At 73.1% G+C, this 22,736-nt stretch carries 14 protein-coding genes and 1 pseudogene; 8 read left to right on the top strand and 7 right to left on the bottom strand.

The window, feature by feature from the left end:
• Positions 1-55 precede the first annotated feature (55 nt).
• Positions 56-1,804 carry a PucR family transcriptional regulator ligand-binding domain-containing protein gene (locus WQO_RS28490; protein WP_058954128.1) on the top strand — a complete coding sequence of 583 codons (1,749 nt, stop codon included), beginning with the start codon at positions 56-58 and terminating at the stop codon, positions 1,802-1,804.
• 182 nt (positions 1,805-1,986) lie between these two features.
• Positions 1,987-2,769, top strand: a complete 783-nt coding sequence (locus WQO_RS28485; RefSeq protein ID WP_010064302.1) for a hypothetical protein — start codon at positions 1,987-1,989, stop codon at positions 2,767-2,769.
• A gap of 41 nt (positions 2,770-2,810) precedes the next feature.
• On the opposite strand, the gene WQO_RS28480 is transcribed toward WQO_RS28485, so the two are convergent.
• A complete protein-coding gene (locus WQO_RS28480; protein WP_010064303.1) occupies positions 2,811-3,617 on the bottom strand; it encodes a GntR family transcriptional regulator in 807 nt (268 codons plus the stop codon).
• Positions 3,618-3,763: 146 nt separating this feature from the next.
• Between WQO_RS28480 and WQO_RS28475 the strand changes: the two genes are divergently transcribed.
• The gene (locus tag WQO_RS28475) at positions 3,764-4,612 is read left to right on the top strand and encodes a (2Fe-2S)-binding protein (RefSeq protein WP_010064304.1); all 849 of its coding nucleotides are present in this window, start codon (positions 3,764-3,766) and stop codon (positions 4,610-4,612) included.
• 192 nt (positions 4,613-4,804) lie between these two features.
• Positions 4,805-5,899, top strand: coding sequence for a DUF2637 domain-containing protein (locus tag WQO_RS28470; RefSeq protein ID WP_010064305.1), 1,095 nt, complete (start codon positions 4,805-4,807; stop codon positions 5,897-5,899).
• Between the two features lie 23 nt (positions 5,900-5,922).
• On the opposite strand, the gene WQO_RS28465 is transcribed toward WQO_RS28470, so the two are convergent.
• Entirely contained in the window at positions 5,923-6,288 is a 366-nt protein-coding gene (locus tag WQO_RS28465; RefSeq protein WP_010064307.1) for an ATP-binding protein, read from the bottom strand.
• A gap of 356 nt (positions 6,289-6,644) precedes the next feature.
• Between WQO_RS28465 and WQO_RS28460 the strand changes: the two genes are divergently transcribed.
• On the top strand, positions 6,645-7,079 hold the full coding sequence (locus WQO_RS28460) for a guanyl-specific ribonuclease (protein WP_010064309.1): 435 nt from the start codon (positions 6,645-6,647) through the stop codon (positions 7,077-7,079).
• Positions 7,080-7,155: 76 nt separating this feature from the next.
• Positions 7,156-10,269, top strand: a complete 3,114-nt coding sequence (locus tag WQO_RS28455) for an alpha-mannosidase (protein ID WP_010064310.1) — start codon at positions 7,156-7,158, stop codon at positions 10,267-10,269.
• Positions 10,270-10,274: 5 nt separating this feature from the next.
• On the opposite strand, the gene WQO_RS28450 is transcribed toward WQO_RS28455, so the two are convergent.
• The 3 genes and pseudogenes from WQO_RS28450 to WQO_RS28440 all read right to left on the bottom strand — a co-directional run bounded on the left by WQO_RS28450 (position 10,275) and on the right by WQO_RS28440 (position 18,045).
• Positions 10,275-12,017, bottom strand: a complete 1,743-nt coding sequence (locus WQO_RS28450) for a pyruvate dehydrogenase (protein WP_010064311.1) — start codon at positions 12,015-12,017, stop codon at positions 10,275-10,277.
• Positions 12,018-12,127: 110 nt separating this feature from the next.
• Positions 12,128-13,696 carry a protein phosphatase 2C domain-containing protein gene (locus WQO_RS28445; RefSeq protein ID WP_335339693.1) on the bottom strand — a complete coding sequence of 523 codons (1,569 nt, stop codon included), beginning with the start codon at positions 13,694-13,696 and terminating at the stop codon, positions 12,128-12,130.
• A gap of 578 nt (positions 13,697-14,274) precedes the next feature.
• Positions 14,275-18,045: pseudogene (locus WQO_RS28440) on the bottom strand (S8 family peptidase).
• 210 nt (positions 18,046-18,255) lie between these two features.
• On the opposite strand from WQO_RS28440, the gene WQO_RS28435 reads away from it, so the two are divergent.
• Together WQO_RS28435 and WQO_RS28430 are read left to right on the top strand one after the other, a co-directional pair.
• On the top strand, positions 18,256-19,248 hold the full coding sequence (locus WQO_RS28435; protein ID WP_010064317.1) for a helix-turn-helix transcriptional regulator: 993 nt from the start codon (positions 18,256-18,258) through the stop codon (positions 19,246-19,248).
• 80 nt (positions 19,249-19,328) lie between these two features.
• Positions 19,329-19,811 carry a DUF456 domain-containing protein gene (locus WQO_RS28430; protein ID WP_010064318.1) on the top strand — a complete coding sequence of 161 codons (483 nt, stop codon included), beginning with the start codon at positions 19,329-19,331 and terminating at the stop codon, positions 19,809-19,811.
• A 24-nt stretch (positions 19,812-19,835) separates the two neighbouring features.
• Here WQO_RS28430 and WQO_RS28425 read toward each other — a convergent pair whose 3' ends face one another.
• Together WQO_RS28425 and rsgA are read right to left on the bottom strand one after the other, a co-directional pair.
• Positions 19,836-21,206, bottom strand: a complete 1,371-nt coding sequence (locus tag WQO_RS28425) for a DNA-3-methyladenine glycosylase 2 family protein (RefSeq protein WP_058954126.1) — start codon at positions 21,204-21,206, stop codon at positions 19,836-19,838.
• Positions 21,207-21,278: 72 nt separating this feature from the next.
• Complete coding sequence (rsgA, locus tag WQO_RS28420) at positions 21,279-22,430, bottom strand: ribosome small subunit-dependent GTPase A (RefSeq protein ID WP_010064319.1); 1,152 nt, start codon at positions 22,428-22,430, stop codon at positions 21,279-21,281.
• Positions 22,431-22,736: the final 306 nt, after the last annotated feature.

Here is a 22,736-nt window from a genome sequence, read left to right as displayed (position 1 = left end):
ACCTGTCCCTCGGCGAACCTCACCTGTTCCCCTACGAAAGATCGGCGGCGACGAGATGCGGCTGCGCGCACTGCTGGAGACCGATGCGCTGGGCCTGCGGCTGCTCGGCGGCGAGGACGAGCTGGACCGCACGGTCCGGGGCGTCATGACGACCGATCTGCGCGACCCCAGCCGCTACCTCTCCGGCGGCGAACTGGTGCTCACGGGCCTCGCCTGGCGCCGGGACGCGGCGGACTCCGAGCCGTTCGTCCGGATCCTGGCGGGCGCCGGGGTGGCCGGTCTCGCGGCCGGCGAGGCAGAGCTCGGTGACATCCCCGCCGACCTCGTCGAGGCGTGCCTGCACCACCGGCTGCCCCTCTTCGCCGTGCACGAGACCGTCGCGTTCGCAACGATCACCGAGTACGTCGTACGTCAGGTCTCCGGCGAGCGGGCGGGCGATCTGGCCGCCGTGGTGGACCGGCACCGGCGACTGATGACCTCGGGCCCGGCGGGCGGCGGCCCCGAGGTGGTCCTGGACCTCCTCACCTCCGACCTGGACCTGCGGGCCTGGGTCCTGTCCCCCACCGGCCGCCAGATCGCCGGGGCGGGCGCGCCGCTGCCGGGCCCGCTGGGCGCCACACTGGCCGGGCACCACCTGGCCGCGACCCGGACCGGCCGCCGGGCCCCGCACCGGGCGGCGGTCGGGGGTACGACGTATTCGCTCTTCCCGATCCGGAACACCGGCCGAGGTGCCGTGCCGGCCGCCCGTGACGTACGGGAGTCGGTGCTCTCCGACTGGCTGCTGGCGGTCGAGGCGGACGCCTCGGACTGGCCCGCAGCGCGGCTCGACCTGCTCCAGGGCGTCACCCAGCTGATCGCGGTCGAACGCGACCGCCGCGACGCGGCCCGTACGGTACGCCGCAGGCTCGCCCAGGAGGTGCTGGAGCTGGTCCAGGCGGGGGGCGCCCCCGCCGAGATCGCGGCCCGGCTGCGGGTCGCCGCACCGGTCCTGCTGCCCGGCCTCGGCGTCGCCCCGCAGTGGCAGGTCGTGGTGGCCCGGGTCGACTGGAGCGCCTCGGGCCAGGCCGCAGCGGCGGGCGAGATCGCGAGCGGTCCAGTGGCCCAGGCGCTGCTGGAGGAGATCCTCGTCGACCCTGCGGTCAGCAGCCCCGACTCCGCCGACCGCATCGCCGTCGCCCACACGGGCGACGAGGCCATCGCCCTGGTGCCGCTGCCCGCGATTCTCACCGCGCTCCCGGAGTCCGAGAGCGGGGAGGGCGATGCGGGACGGGCGGACGGCGAGGACGCCGACGCCCTCGCCGGAGAGCCCGGACTCCACGCCGACGCGCTGCTCGCCTCCGTACGCGAACCGCTCTCGGCGGGGCTCGCCGACGACGGCCGTCTGACACTGGGTGTCAGCGCGGCTGTGCATTCCGCCGAAGGGCTGCGCGGCGCGCTGGAGGAGGCCCGGCACGCCCGCCGGGTGGCCGCCGCCCGGCCGGGGCGCGTCTGCGCCGCCGGTCACCACGAGCTGGCCTCGCACGTGCTGCTGCTGCCGTTCGTCCCCGACGACGTCCGGCGCGCCTTCACCGCCCGGCTGCTGGACCCGCTGCGCGACTACGACCGGCGCCACCGGGCGGAGCTGATCGAGACGCTGGAAGCCTTCCTGGACTGCGACGGTTCCTGGACCCGCTGCGCGGCCCGGCTGCACCTGCACGTCAACACGCTGCGCTATCGCGTCGGCCGCATCGAGCAGTTGACGGGGCGTGACCTTTCGCGCCTGGAGGACAAGCTCGACTTCTTCCTCGCCCTGCGCATGAGCTGATCTTCCGGCCGCGCACGGGGTCCGCCGGGACCCCGTCACCCTTCGAGTGATTGTGAAATCTTTCACCTGACATTGCCCGGACCTCTTGGCCCGGAGTGCCGATCCGTGCTGAGATGCGGCATCACTCAAGCACTCAACAGCACAATGGCGCGCTCGGGGAGGGCAATGTGGCGCATACCGCCATGTCTGGTTCCGGAACGACAGCAGATGACGATCCGCCGCTCCAGACCGCGGTATGGCGGCTGCGGTCCCGCGCCTGCTGGACGGACGCGGCCGCCCTGCTGGAGCACGACGCGGGCACCGTTCCGGCCGCGGCACTCCAGCGCACCGCGCTGCTGACCGAGCGGTGTCTCTACACCGGGCAGGGGTGGACCGAGGCCGAGGACGCCCTGCGCACGGCGGAGGCCATCGCCCGCAGCGACGACGAGCGGGGCGCCGCCGCCTCCGAGCGGGGCCATCTGGCGTACGCCTCCACCCTCCTGGCGGTACGGGACCGGGCCGACGAGGCGAGCGTGGCGCTGAGCCGGTCGGCGGCCCTGCTGGCTCCCGCGTCACCAGCCCGGCCGCTGCTGGACTTCCGGCGCGGGCTGATCGCCCAGAACATCGCGGATTCGCCGCAGGCCGCGCGCGCCGCCTTCCGCCGGGCGCACGCCGGTGCGGGGACGCTGGGCGACGAGCTGCTGCTGTCGTCCACCTGGCGGCATCTGGCCGCGCTCGCGCTGCGCGAGGGGGAGCTGGCCGAGGCCCGGCACGGCTTCGCGGAGTCGCTGCGGATCCGGGAGGAGCTGGGATTCCTGGTCGGCACGGCCCCGGCGCTGATCTCGCTCGCGGAGGCGGAGGACGAACCGGAGGCGGCCCGGCTGCGGGCCGAGGCCGGCCGTCTTTTCCGGCTCCTGGGCGGCGTGCCGACCTGGCTGGCCCCGTATCTGGGGCCCCCGGCCCAGCGCACCGCCGAGGCGAGCTGAGCGGAGGCTGACCGGTGGCGGGGGCCGCGGGCCCCGCCCGGTCAGCCGTCGGCGCCGGCGAAGTGTTCGCGGACCAGGGCCTGGACGACGGTGAGGTCCTGGGCGATCAGGGCGTCGAGCAGAGCGGTGTGCTCGGCGGCGTCGGCCAGCAGCTCGGCCCGGCGGGTGGCGGGGCCCGCGACCAGGGGCCACTGGGAGCGCCGGTGCAGCTCGTCGGCGATGGTCACGAGCTGCTCGTTGCCCGACAGCGTGAGGACCGCGCGGTGGAAGGCCCGGTCCGATTCGGCGTAGGCGGCCCGGTCGCCCACGGCAGCCGCGGCGACCGTGGCCTCCGCCAGCGGGCGCAGGACGCTCCAGCGGTGCGCCGGGACCGTACGGGCCAGGCTCAGCATCACCGGGACCTCGATCAGGGCCCGCACCTCGGCCAGCTCGGCCAGCTCGCGGGGGCCGCGCTCGGTGACCCGGAAGCCGCGGTTCGGCACGACCTCGACGGCGCCCTCGACGGCCAGCCGCTGCATGGCCTCGCGCACCGGCGTGGCGGAGACCCCGAAGCGGGCGCCGAGCGCGGGGGCGGAGTACACCTGGCCGGGCACCAGCTCCCCGTCGACGAGGGCGGCGCGCAGGGCGTCCAGGATCTGGCCGCGGACGGAGTGGCGCCGCACGGCACGCGGCGCGGGGGGCTCGCTGTGGGTGTGCTCGCCCCGGGCCTGCTCTTCCTCGCCCTGCCGGCCCCGGGCCTGCTCCGGCACCCGGTCCTGCGGTACGCGGGCGGCGTTCCCCGGGGCGTGCGGGAACGCTTCAGGGGCGTTCGCCGGACGTGCCCCCTCGCGCGCGCTGCCCTGCTCCACCCGGTCCCCCTCCATCTGCCGCGGGCCGACTCGCGTGCGCCGGACCTCCTGTGCACGATAGAAGACCGAGGCTGCAGTTCAAACATCGATGGCATCGGGTAAGGTAAGCCTTACCTGCAAACGATCCCGATTCGGTGGTCCCCTGCATGACCCTCTCCCCGCCGTTCACCGGTGCCGCGACGTCCCCCGTGACCGCCGCGTACACCCGCCTGACCGAGGTGTTCCCCGGTCTGCGGGCCGATGTGCTCGACGGCGACGCCGTCGCCCCGTCCGGCGCGGGCTGGGTCGGCGCGGCGGAGCTGGCAGCCGGCGGAGCCGCGGTGGACACCTTCCTGGCCTGGGACGACGCCCAGGTGCTGCGCGACTACGGCCAGCAGGCCCGCCCGGACGTGGTGGCGAGCTTCGGTCTGCACCGGTACGCGTGGCCCGCCTGTCTGCTGGTGACCGTGCCGTGGTTCCTGCAGCGCCGGGTGCCGCGGATCCCGGTGGAGGACGTGGCCTTCCAGCGGGCGCTGGGGCACCTGACCGTGCGGGTGAGGGAGTTCGCCTGTCTGCCGGACGACCCGGCGGCCACGCTGCCGGGGGCCCGGGTCGTGCCGGACGAGGCGGCACTGCGGGCCGAGGTCCTCGCCTCGCTGACCGAGCACCTCGGTCCGGTGCTGGAGGGCTTCGGTCCGCGCATGCGGCGCGGGAAGCGGGCCCTGTGGGGGATGGCGACGGACGAGATCGTCGAGGGCCTCTGGTACGTGGCGCATCTGATGGGCGAGGAGCGCCGCGCGATGGCCGAGCTGGAGCTGCTGCTCCCCGGCACGACGAAGCCGTACGTCGGCACAGCGGGCTTCCGCGAGCTGACCGGGCCCGACGGGCAGTCGCTGCCGACCCGGGACCGGGCGAGCTGCTGCCTCTTCTACACCCTGCGCCCCGAGGACACCTGTGTGACCTGCCCGCGCACCTGTGACGCGGACCGGGTGCGGAAGCTCGCCGCGGCTTCCTGATCCACACCGCCCGTCCGGGGGACGTGGAATCGAACACAACTCGGCTTGAACGGGCGGGAGTTCGAGAAGATTCCACCCATCGATAGCCTCTCCTTCCCCCATGGCGTGCTCTTGTCCCGAAACCACCGGAGCGGGACGGGAATTCCGTCACGATGGCGTACGAAACGCCCTACGTGACGCAAGGGACCGCGCATGAGACTGACCGACATATCGCTTGACTGGCTGCTTCCGGGCGCCGTACTGCTCGTGGGGGTCATGGCGGCGGTGACGGTGGTCGCACGCGGTAAGCGTGCCAAGGCCGCGGCCGACGACTCCTGGGAACGCAGCGAGGAGCGCCGCAGACGCAAGGAAGCGCTGTACGCCACCGCCAGTTACGTCCTGCTGTTCTGCTGCGCGGCGGTAGCCGCCGCGCTCTCCTTCCACGGGCTCGTCGGCTTCGGCCGGCAGAACCTGAACCTCAGCGGCGGCTGGGAGTATCTGGTCCCGTTCGGGCTGGACGGGGCCGCCATGTTCTGTTCCGTGCTGGCCGTACGGGAGGCGAGCCACGGTGACGCGGCGCTCGGCTCCCGGCTGCTGGTGTGGACGTTCGCCGGGGCCGCCGCCTGGTTCAACTGGGTGCACGCCCCCCGGGGCATGGACCACGCGGGCGCTCCGCACTTCTTCGCGGGGATGTCCCTCTCGGCCGCGGTGCTCTTCGACCGCGCGCTGAAGCAGACCCGCCGCGCGGCGCTGCGTGAACAGGGCCTGGTGCCCCGTCCGTTGCCGCAGATCCGGATCGTCCGCTGGCTGCGGGCCCCCCGGGAGACCTTCGGCGCCTGGTCGCTGATGCTCCTGGAGGGAGTCCGCACCCTGGACGAGGCGGTGGACGAGGTGCGGGAGGACCGGAAGGAGCAGGAGCAGGACCGGCTGCGCCGCAGGGACCAGGCCAAGCTGGACCGGGCCCGCATCAAGGCCCTGAACCGGCAGAACCGGGTCTGGGGACGCGGCCGGAGCGGGCAGCAGGTCGATGTGCCCGCCCTCGCCCCGGCTTCGGGAGGCGCGGCGCCGGCCGTCGCGGAGCCTGCCATAGCAGAGCCGGGTCAGCTGCCTCTGCGACCCCGGCCATCCCTGCAAGCCGTCGGCCCGAAGCCGACCGCCGATGGTTCGAGCCCGAAGAGTCTGGACGCATCGAACCAGGGAAGTGATCCGCGGACCGTCGACCTCACCGCCGAGGACGACACCCAGACACTCCCCCGGCTCGACTCGCTGGAACAGAAACTGAAGGATCTGGAGCAGCAGTTCGGCTGATCCTCCCGCGCGGTGGAGGGCCCTCAGGGCCTTCCGCCGTGCAGTTCGAACCAGACGACCTTGCCCAGGGCCTGTGCCTCCACGCCCCAGGCGTCGGCCAGGCTCCGGACCAGGATCAGGCCCCTGCCGTGCGTACCGTCGTCGGCGTTCGGTACGTACGGCGCGGGCAGATCCTCGGACGCGAAATCCTGTACTTCCACCCGCAGTCGGGCGGCCGTCGCCGTGGCGGTGACCACGGCCCCGTGCCGGGTGTGGATGAGCGCGTTGGTCACCAGCTCGCTCACCAGCAGCTCGGCCGCGTCGGTCTGCTCCTGGCCGGAGCGGTGCCGGAGGAACTCCCGCAGCTCCCGGCGGACCTCCCCCACCGCCGACCGTTCGGTGTGCCCCACTCTGCGGCGCATCCGGGCCGGCTGCGACGCCTCACCCGGTCTCCGGCCCCGGGGGCCGCGCCCCTCGACGACCGTGGTCCTCTTCTGACGCTTCGCCATTTCCCCCGCCCGCACAGTGAACCGACCTCCTTCGATCCGGCTGCCCGTCGAACAGCCTCACGGGATGCATGCCCCTGTACGCACACGGTCACGCTTGCGGGTCCATCAATAGGTGAAGGGGCGGGAGCGGCGAGGGGCGCACGGAACATCCCACCCGCGCACGCCATCACCACATAGGCGCAGCTCCGGTTAACGTCCGGCGAATACGCCCGAGTTGACGTTGACGACCCGACTTCTACGCGCGTCATCATGATGGTATGCGCATCCCCCCACGCATCACCCGGCTCGGCGGCTCGGCCGCCCTCCTGTCCCTTCTCCTCGCCTCGGGCCCGGTCACCGCCCAGGCCGCCACCCCGGCGACGACCTCCACCACCGCCTACTCCGCGACCGCGTTCCGGGCGGCGGCGGTGGGCAGCATCTGCTACTCCGCCCTGCCGTCCCAGGCGCACGACACCCTGGATCTGATCGAGCAGGGCGGGCCGTTCCCGTACGAGCAGGACCGCACCGTCTTCCAGAACCGCGAGGGCCTGCTGCCCGATCAGTCCACCGGCTACTACCACGAGTACACGGTCATCACGCCCGGTTCCGACGACCGGGGCGCCCGTCGGATCGTCACCGGCGAGCAGAACGAGGAGGACTACTACACCGCCGACCACTACGCCTCCTTCGACCTGGTCGACCACGGCTGCTGACCCCCGTTTCCGAGGGGTGCTCCGCGCGCTCCCGGGGAAGGAACCTGAGCCCCACCCCTTCCCGAGGAGCTGTGTGATGCACGACGACCGCACCCTGGTGGAGGGCCGCCTGGAGAGGGCCCTCCACCAGTTCGTCCGCCCGGCCCAGTACGCCGCCCGCACCCCGCTCACCGTGTCCGTGTGGCACGTTCCGGGGGAGCCGGTGCCGGTGGCGGAGGCCCTCGGGGCGGACTTCGCGCCGTTCACGGCCGGTACGGAGTGGGGGAAGCCCTGGTCCACCAGCTGGTTCCGGCTGCGGGGAGCGGTGCCCGGGGAGTGGTCGGGGCGCCGGGTGGAGGTGGTCGTCGACCCGGGGTTCACGGGCCAGGGTCCGGGATTCCAGGCCGAGGGGATGCTGTACGACCATCTGGGCATCCCCCTGAAGGGTGTTCATCCCCGGAACCGGCATCTGGCGCTCGCGCACCCGGCGGCGGGCGGGGAGCCGGTCGATCTGCTGCTGGAGGCGGCCGCCAATCCGGCGGTCCTGGAGCACGGGTTCGCTCCGACCCCGCTCGGTGATGTGCTGACGTCCGGCGACCGCCCCCTGTACCGCTTCGCCTCCGCCGATCTCGCGGTCCTCGACGAGGAGGTCTGGCATCTGGTCCTGGACATCGAGGTGCTGTCGGAGCTGATGCACGAACTGCCCGACGACCGGTCGCGGCGGCACGAGATCCTGCGGGCGCTGGAGTCGATGCTCGACGCGCTGGATCTGCACGATGTCTCCGGCACCGCGGCGGCGGGCCGGGCGGCGCTGGCCGAGGTGCTGGCGCGGCCCGCATCCGCGAGCGCGCACCGGATCTCGGCGGCCGGGCACGCGCACATCGACTCGGCGTGGCTGTGGCCGCTGCGCGAGACCGTCCGCAAGGCGTCCCGTACGTTCGCCAATGTCACCGCCCTCGCGCGGGACTACCCGGAGCTGGTCTTCGCCTGTGCGCAGGCCCAGCAGTACGCCTGGGTGAAGGAGCACCAGCCGCACATCTGGGAGCGGATCAAGGAGGCGGTGGCGGCGGGCCAGTGGTCGCCGGTCGGCTCGATGTGGGTGGAGTCGGACGCCAATATGCCGGGCGGCGAGGCGCTGGCCCGCCAACTCGTCCACGGAAAGCGGTTCTTCGAGGAGGAGCTGGGCGTCGAGACGGAGGAGATCTGGCTGCCGGACTCCTTCGGCTACACCGCCGCATTCCCCCAACTGGCGAAACTGGCAGGAGTGAAGTGGTTCCTCACCCAGAAGCTGTCCTGGAACCAGCACAACAAGATGCCGCACCACACCTTCTGGTGGGAGGGCATCGACGGCACCCGGGTCTTCACCCACTTCCCGCCGGTCGACACCTACAACGCCCAGCTCCACGCCCGGCAACTGGCCCACGCCGAAAGGAATTTCGCCGACAAGGGCCGGGCGACGCGTTCGCTGGTTCCGTTCGGCTGGGGCGACGGCGGGGGCGGTCCGACCCGCGAGATGCTGGAGCGGGCTCGCCGACTGCGGGATCTGGAGGGCTCGCCGCGCGTGACGGTCGAGAAGCCCTCGGCGTTCTTCGCGGCGGCCGAGGAGGAGTACGGGGAGCGGGCGCCCGTCTGGTCGGGCGAGCTGTATCTGGAGCTGCACCGGGCCACGTACACCACGCAGGCGAAGACCAAGCAGGGCAACCGGCGCAGCGAACATCTGCTGCGCGAGGCCGAGTTGTGGGCGACGGCGGCCGCCCTGCGCTCCCCCGCCTACCGCTATCCGTACGAGCGTCTCGACCGGGTGTGGAAGACGGTGCTGCTGCACCAGTTCCACGACATCCTGCCCGGTTCGTCGATCGCCTGGGTGCACCGTGAGGCCCGGGACACCTACGAGGAGGTCCGCGCCGAGCTGGCGGACCTGGTGGCCGACGCGGTGACGTCACTGGGCGCGGCCGAGGGCCTGGTGGCGCTCAACTCATCGCCGTACGAACGGGTCCAGGTGATCGAGCTGGACGCGGAGGCGGCCGGGGTGCTGCCGTCGGGGGCCTACGTCCAGGAGCTGGGCGAGGGCAGGGCGGCGGTGCTGGCGCGGAGTCCCGGGCTCGGGGCGGGTCTGCTGGACGGGGCAGCGGTCCCGGAGCACGTGGTGACGGCGGAGACTTCGGACGCAGGTGCCATCGTCCTGGACAACGGGCTGTTGCGGGTCGTGGTGGACGGCGACGGGCTGGTCTCCTCGGTCCACGATCTGGTCGCCGGGCGCGAGGTGCTGGTGCCGGGCGCCCGCGCCAACCTCCTCCAGCTGCACCCGGACCACCCCAACCACTGGGACGCGTGGGACATCGACCGGCACTACCGGAACACCCGCACCGACCTCACCGACGCCGACTCCGTGACCCTGGTGGAGGAGGGGCCGCTGCGGGCGGCCGTGCGGGTGGTGCGTTCGTTCGGGAAGTCGACCGTCGTGCAGGAGCTGCGGCTCGCGGCGGGGGCCCGGCAGCTCGACATCGAGACCGAGGTGGACTGGCAGGAGTCGGAGAAGGTCCTCAAGGCGGCCTTCCCGCTCGATGTGCACGCCGAACGGTCCACCGCCGAGATCCAGTTCGGCCATGTGCACCGGGCGACCCACGACAACACGTCCTGGGACGCGGCCCGTTTCGAGATCTGCGCCCACCGCTGGCTCCGGGTCGCCGAGCCGGACTACGGGGTCGCGCTGCTCAACGACTCGACGTACGGCCACGATGTGACCCGCTCCCCGCACCCGGGCGGCCTCGGCACGACCGTCCGGCTCACGCTCCTGCGCGCCCCGCACAGCCCGGACCCGCACACCGACCTGGGCGTCCACCGCTTCCGCTACGCGCTCGCGCCCGGCGGGGAGGTGACGGACACCGTACGGGAGGGCCTGGCGCTGAACCTCCCGCTGCGGGCGGCGGTGGCCCCGGCGGTGCCCGCGCTGGTGTCGACGGGGCATCCGGCGGTGACGGTCGAGTCGGTCAAGCTCGCCGAGGACCGGAACGGGGACGTGATCGTACGGCTCCACGAGTCGGCGGGCGGCCGGGCGCGGACCCGTCTGAAGGTGGCGTTCCCGGTCACGGAGGCCCGGATCACCGATCTGCTGGAGCGGCCGCTGCACCCGGCGGAGACCGACGAGGAGGGCCTGGTCCTCGACCTGCGGCCGTTCCAGATCCTGACGGTGCGCCTCACGCCCGCCTGAATGACTCAGGGACGCGGCACGTTGCGAAGGTTGGAGCGGGCCATCTGGAGCATCCGGCCCACTCCGCCGTCCAGCACGATCTTGCTCGCGGAGAGCGCGAAGCCGGTGACCATCTCGGCGCTGATCTTCGGCGGGATGGAGAGCGCGTTCGGGTCGGTGACGACGTCGACGAGTGCGGGCCCCTTGTGCTTGAACGCGTCCTTGAGCGCGGACTGCAACTGCTTGGGCTTCTCCACCCGTACGCCGTAGGCCCCGGCCGCCCGGGCGATGGCGGCGTAGTCGGTGTTCGCGTTGGTCGTCCCGTACGACGGCAGGCCCGCCACCAGCATCTCCAACTCGACCATGCCGAGCGAGGAGTTGTTGAACAGGACGACCTTCACCGGCAGGTCGTACTGGACCAGGGTGAGGAAGTCGCCCATCAGCATGGAGAATCCGCCGTCGCCGGACATCGCGACGACCTGCCGGTTCAGGTCGGTGAACTGGGCACCGATCGCCTGCGGCAGGGCGTTGGCCATGGAGCCGTGGCTGAACGAACCGATCACCCGGCGCTTGCCGTTGGGCGTCAGATAGCGGGCGGCCCACACATTGTTCATTCCGGTGTCGACGGTGAACACGGCGTCCTCGTCGGCCATGTCGTCCAGCACGGAGGCGACATACTCGGGATGGATCGGGACATGCTTCTCGACCTTGCGGGTGTAGGCCTTGACCACGCCTTCCAGGGCGTTCGCGTGCTTCTTCAGCATCCGGTCGAGGAACTTGCGGTCGGACTTGGGCTTCACCCGGGGGGTGAGACAGCGCAGGGTCTCGCGCACGTCGCCCCAGACCGCGAGGTCGAGCTTGGAGCGGCGGCCCAGGTGTTCGGGGCGCACATCGACCTGGACGATCTTCACGTCGTCCGGGAGGAAGGCGTTGTAGGGGAAGTCGGTGCCGAGCAGGATGAGGAGGTCGCACTCGTGGGTCGCCTCGTACGCGGCGCCGTAGCCGAGCAGCCCGCTCATCCCGACGTCGTACGGATTGTCGTACTGGATCCATTCCTTGCCGCGCAGCGCGTGCCCGACCGGGGACTTGATCTTCTCGGCGAACTCCATGACCTCGGCGTGCGCCCCGGCCGTGCCGCTGCCGCAGAACAGCGTCACCCGTTTGGCCTCGTCCACCATGCGGCAGAGCTTGTCGATCTCGTCGTCGCCGGGGCGCACGGTGGGCCGCGCGGTGACGAGGGCGTGCTCGATCGACTTCTCGGGGGCCGGCTTGGAGGCGACGTCGCCCGGCATCGTGACGACACTGACGCCGCCGCGCCCGATCGCGTGCTGGATCGCCGTCTGGAGCAGCCTCGGCATCTGCTCCGGGTGGGAGATCATCTCGTTGTAGTGGCTGCACTCCTGGAACAGCAGCTCGGGATGGGTCTCCTGGAAGTAGCCGAGGCCGATCTCGCTGGAGGGGATGTGCGAGGCGAGGGCCAGCACCGGGGCCATGGAGCGGTGCGCGTCGTACAGGCCGTTGATCAGATGCAGATTGCCCGGCCCGCAGGAGCCGGCGCAGGCCGCGAGCGAGCCGGTGACCTGCGCTTCGGCTCCGGCGGCGAAGGCGGCGGTCTCCTCGTGCCGGACATGGACCCAGTCGACGGACGGGTTACGCCGGATGGCGTCCACAACGGGGTTCAGGCTGTCGCCGACGACGCCGTACAGACGTTTCACACCCGCCCTGGCGAGGATGTCGACGAACTGCTCCGCCACGTTCTGCTTGGCCATGGGTGCGCGCCCTTCCTTGCCCGTGCTCCGTGCACGTCGGTTGTCCGGACTCCGGAGCCCGAAACGCCGTTCGCCGAGCTCCGGAATCCATCAACCCACGGGGCGAGCGGTTACGCCTCCCAGACGGCGGCGCAGGTGCGGTCGTCGGCGTACCCCTTGATCCGGAGCTGGGTGTCGGCGAGGAAGGCGGGCAGTCCGGGCGGTCCCGCGCTCCAGCGCGCGGCGAGCTCGCCGGGGAGGGCGGGCTCGCCGCGCATGGGCTCGGCGAGTCCGTTGCTGCACAGCATCAGCGTGTCGCCGGGGCGCGCCACGGAGGCCCGGAACCGGAAGGGCCGGCCGGGGGGCTGCGGGGGTCCCTCGACGTTCGAGGACGCCGCTCCGGTGATCTGGAGGTCCATGGTCAGCCGGTCGCCGTCCGGTCCCGCCTCGGGCTCGTCGCCGGGCCGCGCGGCCGGGCCGCTCTCCGGGATGAAGGGCTCCAGGTCCTGCCAGAGCCCGTCGCGGAGCCGGAAGAGGCCGCCGCTGCCGACGCCGAAGAAGACCCGGGTGCGGCAGTCGGGGTCGGCGGACAGCAGGAGGCAGCGGAGGCTCGCGGTGTACGCGTCGGGTTCGACGCCCAGTTCGGCGGCGCGGGCGCGCAGCTTGCCGTACGTACGGTCGGTGAGCCGGTGCAGCCCCGATTTCAGGTCGCCCCGGCGCCCCGCTCTTATGTCCTCGGACAGCCGGAGGTGGCTGCGGGCGACGGCCCCGCCGATCCAGCGGCAGGCGTCGGCCGCGGCGAGGTGGGCCGCCTCGCCGTCCCGCCTGCCGCCCGCCACGGCGACGAGGACGAGGGCGCTCTCGGCGGCCCCGAAGCGGGCGGTGAGCAGCCCATCGCGCCGGGGTTCGCCGCGGAACCGCGCCGAGTCGCCGCGCACGGAGGCGGTGCGCAGGGTGTACGTCCCGTAGCGCGCGCCGTCCAGAACGGTATCGGCGACGAGGCCGTCCAGATTCTCCGAGGTGGCGGAGGGCAGGGCGGCGGGTTCGGCGTCGTAGGTGGGCGGCCGGTCCCCGAGATGTCCGACGGCCGGCCGTGCGTCGGCGGCGACCGCGGGCTCGGGCGGCAGTTCGTGCAGCGCGCTGGGGTCGGGGGCGAGACCGGGTTCGGGCTGCCCGTCGGGCGCCGCCGGCACCTGCGGCGCGGCGAAGGTCCGGGGCCCGGCCTGCCCGCCGGGCGCTTCCCAGGGGGCGGGGAAGGGGGTGGTGGGTGGCGGCGGGGGCGAGATACGGGGGTCCGGTACGAGGCCGGGAGGCGGGGCGGAGGGCTGGGCGGGCACGGCTGCCGGGATCGAAGCCGGTGCCGGAGCCGGCGGTGGGCCCGGAACGGCTGCCGAGGGCGCTGCCGAAGGCGACGACCCGGGTGGGTCCGGCACAAGGTCCGGGGCTGGTCCGGCTGTGGAAGCCGGGGTACGGTCCGGGGCCGGTCCGGCTGCGGAAGCCGGGGTACGGTCCGGGGCCGGTCCGGCTGCGGAAGCCGGGGTACGGTCCGGGGCCGGTCCGGCTGCGGAAGCCGGGGTACGGTCCGGGGCCGGTCCGGCTGCGGAAGCCGGGGTACGGTCCGGGGCCACTGACGGTTCCGGGATCGAGTCCGGCGCCGCTGCCCGGCCCGGTCTCCGCTCCTCGACCGCCCCCGATGCCACTGTCGGGTCCGGGATCACCACCGGGGCCTGCCCCGGTGGTGGCGGAGCCGGGACCACCGGCGGATCCGGGAACGGGCCCGAGGCCGCCGGGTCACCGGCAGGGTGGGGGTCCTCGAAGCCGTCGGCGTCCGGGGACTCGTAGCGGTCCGCGAACGGGTCCTCGTAAGCGTCCGCGTACGGGTCGCGGAGCGTTTCGGGTGCGGTGGCCCGGCGGGTGTCCCCCGGGCCGCTCACCGTGTCCGACACGGAGTCGAAGCGGTCGTCGAGGCTGTCGGCCGCGCGGCCGGGACCGGTGTCCGGCGCGGACTCGTCGTACAGCTTGCGCCACCAGTCGTCCTCGTGGGCGGCGGGCTTCTCCCCCTGCTGACTCATGCCCCTATTGTCGACCGCGAAGGCGGCCCGAAAACGGGGCATCGGGAAAAAGTGACCCGTAAACAGGGCCCGCCGGGCGGCCCCACCCCCCACGGGAAGGACGCCCGGCGGACCGGTCGGAGCGATCGGCATCTCGGCGTTCAAGCCGGTCATATGCTCAGCCGATCTTCGGTTCAGCGGCTCAGTGATTCCCTGGGCCCGCCCTCTCAGCGCACGGCGTACGCGTCGTCGACGGTCTGGACGACAGAGGTGCCGTTCGCGTCGGCCAGTTCCGTCCGCAGGGTGACGGACTCGCCGGCCGCGTCCGCGTGGTCGACGGTCGCGCTCCAGCGGCCGCCCTGCTGCGCGGTGGTGGCCGCGTGCCAGGTCTCGCCGCCGTCGTAGCTGAACGAGACCTTCGCAGCGGTGAGTTGACCGGGGGCGTACCCGGCGTGCCCGGTCGCGGCGAGCCCGATCCGCTGCCCGTTCTTCGCGGGCACCGTCTTCATGCCGTCGGTGGGCACGTCGTAGCGCGGGAAGAGCAGCGGGAGCCCCTGCGACGCCACGTCCGGCTTCCGCTCGGACCGGAAGGCCCAGGTGGTCTCCGTCCGCGTGGACCGCTTCCAGAACGCGGCGGGCGAGCCGATCTTCGTGGTCGTCAGGGTGAGCTCGTACGCGGCGTCCTCCGCGGGCACGGTGAAGACGCCGAACGGATAGCCGCTCTCGCCGATGACGTCGCCGTCGCGCTTGAGCCGCATGGAGCCGATGTCACCGAACGAGCCCTGTTGGCCGACGTGTTCGGTGTCGGTCATGAAGGCGGGGGCGACGCCGATGAGATCGTCCTGCCGTTCACCGGCGAGAGCCTCCTCGCCCTGGGCGTCGCGCGGGGCGCCGGGGACCAGCAAGCCCCGGTACCACTGCTCCGTCGTGGTCCGACCCGCCTGGTACATACGGGCGTTGCCCGTCATCAGCTCGCCCCACGGGAAGCTGGAGCAGAGCGTCTTCTGCCAGAGGGTGTCCCCCGCCGTGTAGTACTCGGTGCGCTTTCCGGGGGCGGCGACGAGGGCGAGGGCGGACGCGCTGTAGGTCGCGCCGTAGGGGCGGGAGACGAGGAGCGTGTCGATGAAGTCGGCGGCCACGCCCATGGATTCATGGGTGGAGACGACCGACCCGAGCTTCTTGTCGCGGACGTGGTAGGTGCGGTCGGAGGTGAGCTGCCCCTTCTCCGGGAACGCGAGGTTGCAGACGAACGGGCTGACGGCGGTGGCGGCCCAGGAGACCTTCGCCTTGCCCTTGCCGAGGGCCGTCTTCAGTACGGCGGCCTCGTCAGCGCGCAGACCGAGGACCGGCAGCGGCGCCGCCCCGTAGCCGAGGCCCGGCTGCCAGTCGCCGGCCGAGGGGCGGTGCACCAGGAGCGCCTTCGCCCCGGCGGCCTGGGCGGCCCGTGCCTGGGCCAGGACGTTCGACGCGTCGTCGCCCACCTTCACCAGGGCGATCCGGTCCTTCGCTCCGGCGGCCTCCAGCTCGGCGGCGCTGCCCGCACCGGCGTCGACGACCTCGGCGCGGCCGGTGCCGTCCAGGTTGACCGAGCCCGTGGTGGCGGGCCGGGGGTGCAGGGCGGCTCCGCCGACGAGGGAGAACTTCTGGATCTGCGGGGCGTAGGCGCGCCAGAAGGAGGTGAACTCGAATTCCCCGTCATGGGCCTTGCCCCGGACGTCGACCAGGTAGTCCTTGATGATCCCGGTGCCGGAGATGGATCCGGAGTGCAGCCAGGTGTCGTCCCAGGAGCGCCCGAACGCGAGGGTCGCGCCGCGTGTCTCGGCGGCCCGGTCCTCGGTCCGCACCTTCAGGCGGTGGGCCTTGCGGGCGTCGAGGACGAGGGTGGTCTCCTTGGTGAGGTTCAGCTGGGGGCGGGCCAGATAGCCGACGGAACCGACGAGCCGGCCGGTCGGGTCGGTGGCGTCGGGCGTCGCGATGAAGCTGGAGACGGAGTACGCGCCGGGCCGGACCTGGAAGGTCTGGTCGGTGGCGCCCTCGTTGAAGCGGCGTTCGCCGGAGGCGGTGTCGGTGCCGATGAGGTCGAGGGAGGAGACGCCGTCGGCGGGCTTGCCGGTGCGGTCGACGAGCTTGACGCGCAGGGTGACGGTCTCCGGTGCCACGTACAGGGAGAACGGGGTGGAGACCTTCACTCCCCCGGTGGCCGTGGCGAGCACGCGGCCGGTGACGTCGCCGTACTGGGCGGCGGTGAGCCGGGCGGCGGAGTCGAGGGCGAGGGGCACCTCGACGCTCTCCCCGGCGGGCACGGTGACGGACGTACGGCCGAGCGAGGCGATCTTCGAGCGTACGGCCGAGCCGTCGTTGCCGGTGACCCCCGCGACCTTCAGCGACAGCTTCACCTGCTTGCCGCTCGTGTTGGTGTAGGGGACGGTGACGGTGGTGCGATCGCTCGTGCCCTGCGGCCAGTTGAAGGTTCCGCCCCGTACGGCGGGGGCGCCGGTCACGGGCGTACGCACGGCCCGGTCGACATCGAGGCGGCCGCCTCCGCTCTCGCGTACGTCACCGGGGACGGCGCTGCTCGCCGAGGAGACGCGGGCCGCCTTGATCCGCTGGGCGGTCCACCCGGGGTGGCGCTGCTTCACCACGGCCGCCGCGCCCGCGACATGCGGGGTCGCCATCGACGTACCGGACATGGAGCGGTACGCCTGTGGGCCCCGGCCGCCCGCTGCTGCGGCGGAGATCGCGACGCCGGGTGCGGCGAGCTCGGGCTTGAGCGTGTGCGAGACGATCGCGGGGCCGCGGCTGGAGAAGCTGGCGGTGGAGTCGTCGCGGTCCACCGTGCCCACGGTCAGGACGCCGGGGGCGCAGCCGGGCGAGGAGACGGTGTCGAGGGACGGGCCGAGGTTTCCGGCGGCGACCACGAACAACGTGTCCTTGTTCTTGCCGAGTTCGGCGGCGGCCTGGCTCATCGGGTCGGTGCAGTCGGTGGGTTCGGCGCTGCCGAGGCTCATGGAGACGACGTCGGCCTTGTTGTCGACGGCCCACTGCATGCCCGCGATGATCCAGGAGGCGGCGCCGGAGCCGCTGTCGTTGAGGACTTTCCCGACCATCAGGTCGGCGCCGGGTGCGACGCCCTTGTTCTACCCGTCGCTCGCCGCGCCGGACCCGCCGACGGTGGAGGCGACATGGGTGCCGTGGCCCTGGCGGTCGTCGGTGTCGGCGGAGTCGGTGAAGTTCTCCGACGCGGTGATCCGGTCCCGGAGATCGGGGTGTTCGGCGTCGGCCCCGGTGTCCAGGACGGCGACCTTGGTGCCGGTGCCGTCGTAGCCGGCGGCCCAGGCGCGGTCCGCGCCGAACTGCTTCGTCGACTTGTCGAGACTGGCCTGAACCTTGCGGTCGAGCCAGAGTTTCTTGAGGCCGGAGCCCGCACGGGAGCGCGGCGCGGTGAGGTCGGCCCAGAAGTCGGCGGCGCGCTTCTTGTCGGCCGTGAGCGCCAGTCCGCCGATGATGTCGAGGGCCGCTCCGCGCTCGGCCCCGCGCGGGGTGACGAGGGTGCGGCGGGCGGTGTCGCCGGTGTAGGTGGCGATCAGCGGGACGGAGTCGGCGCGGCTGTCGTCGTACCCCTGGCGGATCAGCCCGGTGACGTTGAACAGCTCCTCGTCCACGGTGCCGGCGGCGAGCGCGGACACGGCGGCCTCGGGGTAGACGTACAGGTCCGGGCCGGACTGCCGGGTCTGGACGAGGGGAACGCTGCCGTCCGCGCGGGGCAGGGCGGTGGCGGCGGCCGCGCCCGAGGCGTCCGTGGTCACCAGTACCCGGCCGCCGGTGACGAGCGTCAGCGTGACGGGCTTCGGGTCCGTGGCGGCGGTCGCCGCGCTCCCGGTGATCGGTCTCTTCGCGTCTCGCCCGCCCGGTGGCGCGGCCACCGACGGCGCGATCACCGTGACGGCGAGCACGGCGGCGGTCGCCGTTCCGAGTGCCGTACGCGATATCGGGCGCATCGCTCTCCCCAGGTCATTCCGGAACGAAGCAGCCCAAGCAGCCTCATTCCGGAGGTTGTTGGTGCTGCGGTGGCGCCACACTGGCAGAGGGGCCAGGGGTACGGGGGATGATGTGGACGGCGGGTTTACGCCGTGGCCCTTTCCCACAACGCGGAGCCCGCCGCAGGGGCGCCGCGATGCGCGATCAGCCACGTCCGGGGAGGTCGGAGAATGCTGGGGGCCATTGGTCTCGACGAGAGACAGGAGACCGCGTACCGCGCGCTCGTCGCGGCGGGGGCCGCGGAGCTGACCGACCTCGCGCACCGGCTGGCGCTTCCGGAGGCGGACGCCGAACGCGTGCTGCGGCGGCTGGAGCAGCAGGGTCTCGCCGCCCAGTCGTCGGCCCGGCCAGGACGCTGGGTGGCGGCGCCGCCCGGGGTGGCGCTCGGCGCGCTGCTGATCCAGCAGCGGCACGAGCTGGAGCAGGCGGAGCTGGCGTCGGCGCTGCTCGCCGAGGAGTACCGGGCGGAGGCGAGCGAACCGGCGGTGCACGATCTGGTGGAGGTGGTGACGGGGGCGAGCGCGGTCACCCAGCGTTTCCACCAGTTGCAGCTGGGCGCGGTGTCCGAGGTGTGCGCCCTGGTGACGGGGAAGCCGATCGCGGTGACCGGGATGGAGAACGAGTCCGAGGAGCGGGCCGCCTCGCGCGGGGTGAGCTACCGGGTGGTGGTCGAGCGCGAGGTGCTGTCGACGCCCTACGGGATCCTGGAGCTGTCGGCGGCGCTGAGCCGGGACGAGCGGTGCCGGGTGGTGGACCGGGTGCCGACGAAGCTGGTGGTGGCCGACGGAAGCCTCGCGATGGTCCCGCTGACCGCGCGGGGCGCGGAGCCCGCGGCCCTGGTGGTGCACGCCAGCGGTCTGCTGGAGTCGCTGATGGGCCTGTTCGAGGCGGTGTGGCGCGATGCCATGCCGTTGCGTCTCGGCGAGGGCGGCGGGGTGCGCGAGGACGGCGTCGGGCCGGATCCGACGGACCTGGAGATCCTGTCCCTGCTGCTGGCGGGGCTGACCGACGCGAGTGTGGCCAAGCAGCTGGATCTGGGCCTGCGGACCGTGCAGCGCCGGGTCAAGGGCCTGATGGAGCTGACGGGCGTCTCGACCCGGCTCCAGCTGGGCTGGCACGCGTACGAGCGCGGCTGGGTGGCCCGTACCGGGTCGCAGGGCTGAAGGGTCCCGCCGCCTCATCGCCGCAGGTGGCCGGGGTGCGCTGACGGGCGGAGCCGGACACTCTCCGGCACGCTGGTCAGATGAGTGTGTGGCAGCTCGTCGCCGTCGGCCTGGTCATGCTGCTGGGTCTGGTCGGCGTACTGCTGCCGGGGGTGCCGGGTCAGGCGATCGTGTGGGCGGCGGTGCTGTGGTGGGCGCTCACCGACATGACCCCGGCCGCCTGGGGCGTCCTGATCGGTGCGACCGGGCTGATGCTGCTGAACCAGGCCCTCAAACCGCTGCTGCCCCCGCGCCGCCCGGGTGAGTCGGGGGCGCCCCGCCGGACGCTGATGATCGGCGGGGTCGCGGGGATCGTCGGCTTCTTCGTGGTGCCCGTGGTGGGCGGGGTCCTCGGATACGTGGGGGCCATCTTCGGGGCGGAGCGGCTGCGTCTGGGCGGCCGGGGCGCGGCCTGGACGTCGGTGCGCTCGGTGATGCGGGCGACGGGCTACGCGGTTCTGGTGGAGCTGTTCTGCTGCCTGCTGGTGGCGGGCGCCTGGCTGGGCGCGGTGCTCTGGGGCTGACCCGGGGGTGTCAGGCGGCCCGCGTCAGCTCAGCGCCGCCCCCGCCGTCTCCAGATGGCGTACGGCGTACGAGCGCCAGGGCCGCCACCGCTCCGCGCCCGGTGTTCCGTACGGGTCCACATCGGGGTCGCCGAGCGCCCGTATCCGGATCAGGGCGGCGGTGGACCGGCCGATCCCGGGCAGCGTCAGCAGCGTCTCCTCCGCCTCGTCCCGGTCGGCCCCGGCGTCCAGCCGCAGCCGGCCGTCGGCGAGCGCGGTGGCCAGGGCCCGCAGCGCCGGGTCCTCGGCGGACCCGGCGAGCACGCCGGGCTCCGGGAACAGGTGTGTGAGCCCGCCGCAGGGCACGTCCAGCGCCTTCCCGTACCGCTCGACCAGCTCCCCGGCCGCGGCGCGCCCCACCAGGGTCCGTACCGCGGCCTCCTCCGGGTCGGCCGCGCCCGGCGAGCGCAGCCCGGGGCGGGCGGCGACCAGCGGGGCGAGCCGGGGGTCGGCGGCCAGTGCCTCGTCCACGGCGTACGGGTCGGCGTCGAGGTCGAACAGGCGGCGCACCCGCTGGACGGCGGTGGTCAGGTCGCGCAGGTCGGTGAGCTGGATGCGGGCCTCCAGCCAGGGGCCGCCGGGCGACGCCTCGTCGACCGCGACGAGCCCGGAGCCGTACGGCAGCCGCAGGGTGCGCCGGTAGGTGCGCGAGCCGGGTGTGCCGGCCACCTCCTCGACCCGGGCGACCGCCTCGGCGGCCAGCAGGTCGAACAGGGCGGCGGTGGCGTACGGGCCCCGGTGGGCGAGCCGCAGCGGGATCCCGGCCCGCAGCCCCTCGCGGCGGCCGCCGCCGAGCCCCGTACCCGCTTCGGCGCGCAGGGCGCTGGGGGTGCGGGCGTAGATCTGCCGGATGGTGTCGTTGAACTGCCGCACGCTGGCGAACCCGGCGGCGAAGGCGATCTCGGTGACCGGCAGCGGGGTGGTCTGGAGGAGCACCCGGGCGGTGTGGGAGCGCTGGGCGCGGGCGAGCGCGACGGGCCCGGCACCCAGCTCGGCGTTGAGCTGGCGCTGGACCTGCCGGGCGCTGTAGCCGAGCCGCCCGGCGAGTCCGGGGACCCCTTCGCGGTCGACGACGCCGTCGCCGATCAGGCGCATGGCCCGGCCGACGACGTCCGCGCGGACGTTCCACTCGGCGGAGCCGGGCACGGCGTCCGGACGGCAGCGGCGGCAGGCCCGGAAGCCGCCCGCCTGGGCCGCCGCCGCGGTGGGGTAGAAGCGCACGTTGGCGCGTTTGGGGGTGACGGCGGGGCAGCTGGGCCGGCAGTAGATGCCGGTGGTCACGACGGCGAAGAAGAACGCGCCGTCGAACCGTGCGTCGCGGCTGCTCACCGCCTCGTACCGGGTCCGATCGTCCATCACACCGTCCAGTGTGCGGCAGCCCGGGCCACCGCACTCGCGGTTTTCGGACGTCGAACCCGGTAGTGGCGGCTACCGGACCCGGCCGCGCTTGGCCTGCATGGCCGCGCGCCCCTCCGCGCCCTTGCGCTTCCAGTCCCGCAGGATCTCGGCGCGTACCCGGGCGTCGGTCTTGGCCACGATCCGCTGGTTCTCGCGGATCAGCTTGCGGTAGCTCTCCAGCCGCCGCTCGGGCAGGGTCCCGTCCTCCAGGGCGCCGAGGACGGCGCACCCCGGCTCGGCCTCGTGGGCGCAGTCGTGGAACCGGCATTCCCCGGCCAGCTCCTCGATCTCGGAGAACACCTCCCCGATCCCGGTTTCGGCGTCGAAGAGGCCGACGCCGCGCAGCCCGGGGGTGTCGATGAGGACGCCTCCCTGCGGCAGGAGCAGGAGGTTGCGGGTCGTGGTGGTGTGCCGGCCCTTGCCGTCGACGTCACGGGCCGCCCGTACGTCCATCACGTCCTGGCCGAGCAGGGTGTTGGCCAGGGTGGACTTGCCGGCGCCGGAGATGCCGAGCAGCACGCTCGTGCCGCCGGAGACGATGGCGCCGAAGACGTCGAGCCCCTCGCCGGTGGTGGAGCTGACGGGCAGCACCTGGACGCCGGGCGCGATGGCCTCGATGTCCTGGACGAGGTGGGAGAGGGTGACCGCGTCGGGCACCAGGTCGGCCTTGGTCAGGACCACGATCGGCTGGGGCTGCCGCTCCCCGCCGGAACCGTCGCCCAGCAGCGCGGCTCCCTCGGAGCTGGACAGGGCGAGTGCGAGGAACCGCTCGACCCGCCCGAGGTCCAGCTCGACGGCGAGCGAGACGCAGATGGCGATGTGGTCGATGTTGGTGGCGAGCACCTGGCCCTCGGACCGCTGCGAGGAGGTCGAGCGGACGAAGGCGGTACGGCGCGGCAGCAGCGTACGGACGAAGCGCGGGTCGCCGTCGGCGTCGAGCGCCACCCAGTCGCCGGTGCAGACGATCCGCATCGGGTCGCGGGGTACGACGAACGCGGTGTCGGCGCGGACCGTGCCGTCGGCGGTGATCACGTCGCACCGGCCGCGGTCCACGCGCACGACCCGGCCCGGCACGAGCCCCTGCTCGGCGTACGGGGAGAAGACCGCCGCCCAGTCCTCGTCCCAGCCGTACGGAGTCAGCGGGTGCGAGGAGGAGACAGCGGAGGAAAGCGGGAAAGACAAGGGAAACCCTTCACAGGGTGGCCCCGGCGCGCGCGCTCGGCGCGGAAAGGAGAGAAGTGGTCAGCCGGTGGCCACGGGGATGAGGACGATGCTCTTCCGGTTGTGGGCAGTGCCCATCGCAACGACAGTCATCAATGTCCTCACCTCCTGATTCCTCTGGTTCTCGGTTCCCGGAACTGGCTTCCGGGGGAACGGTGATCACCCTAGCCCGCCCCCCGGGAACACCGTCAACCGATTTATTCCGGACCACGGTCGAGGGACGTTCGAGCAGACTTATTCGCGAGGAATGGCCGCAATCTCCCTCGA

The sequence above is a fragment of the Streptomyces globisporus C-1027 genome (assembly GCF_000261345.2).
Classification (GTDB): Bacteria; Actinomycetota; Actinomycetes; order Streptomycetales; family Streptomycetaceae; genus Streptomyces; species Streptomyces pakalii.
This window is presented reverse-complemented; position numbering and strand designations above follow the sequence as displayed.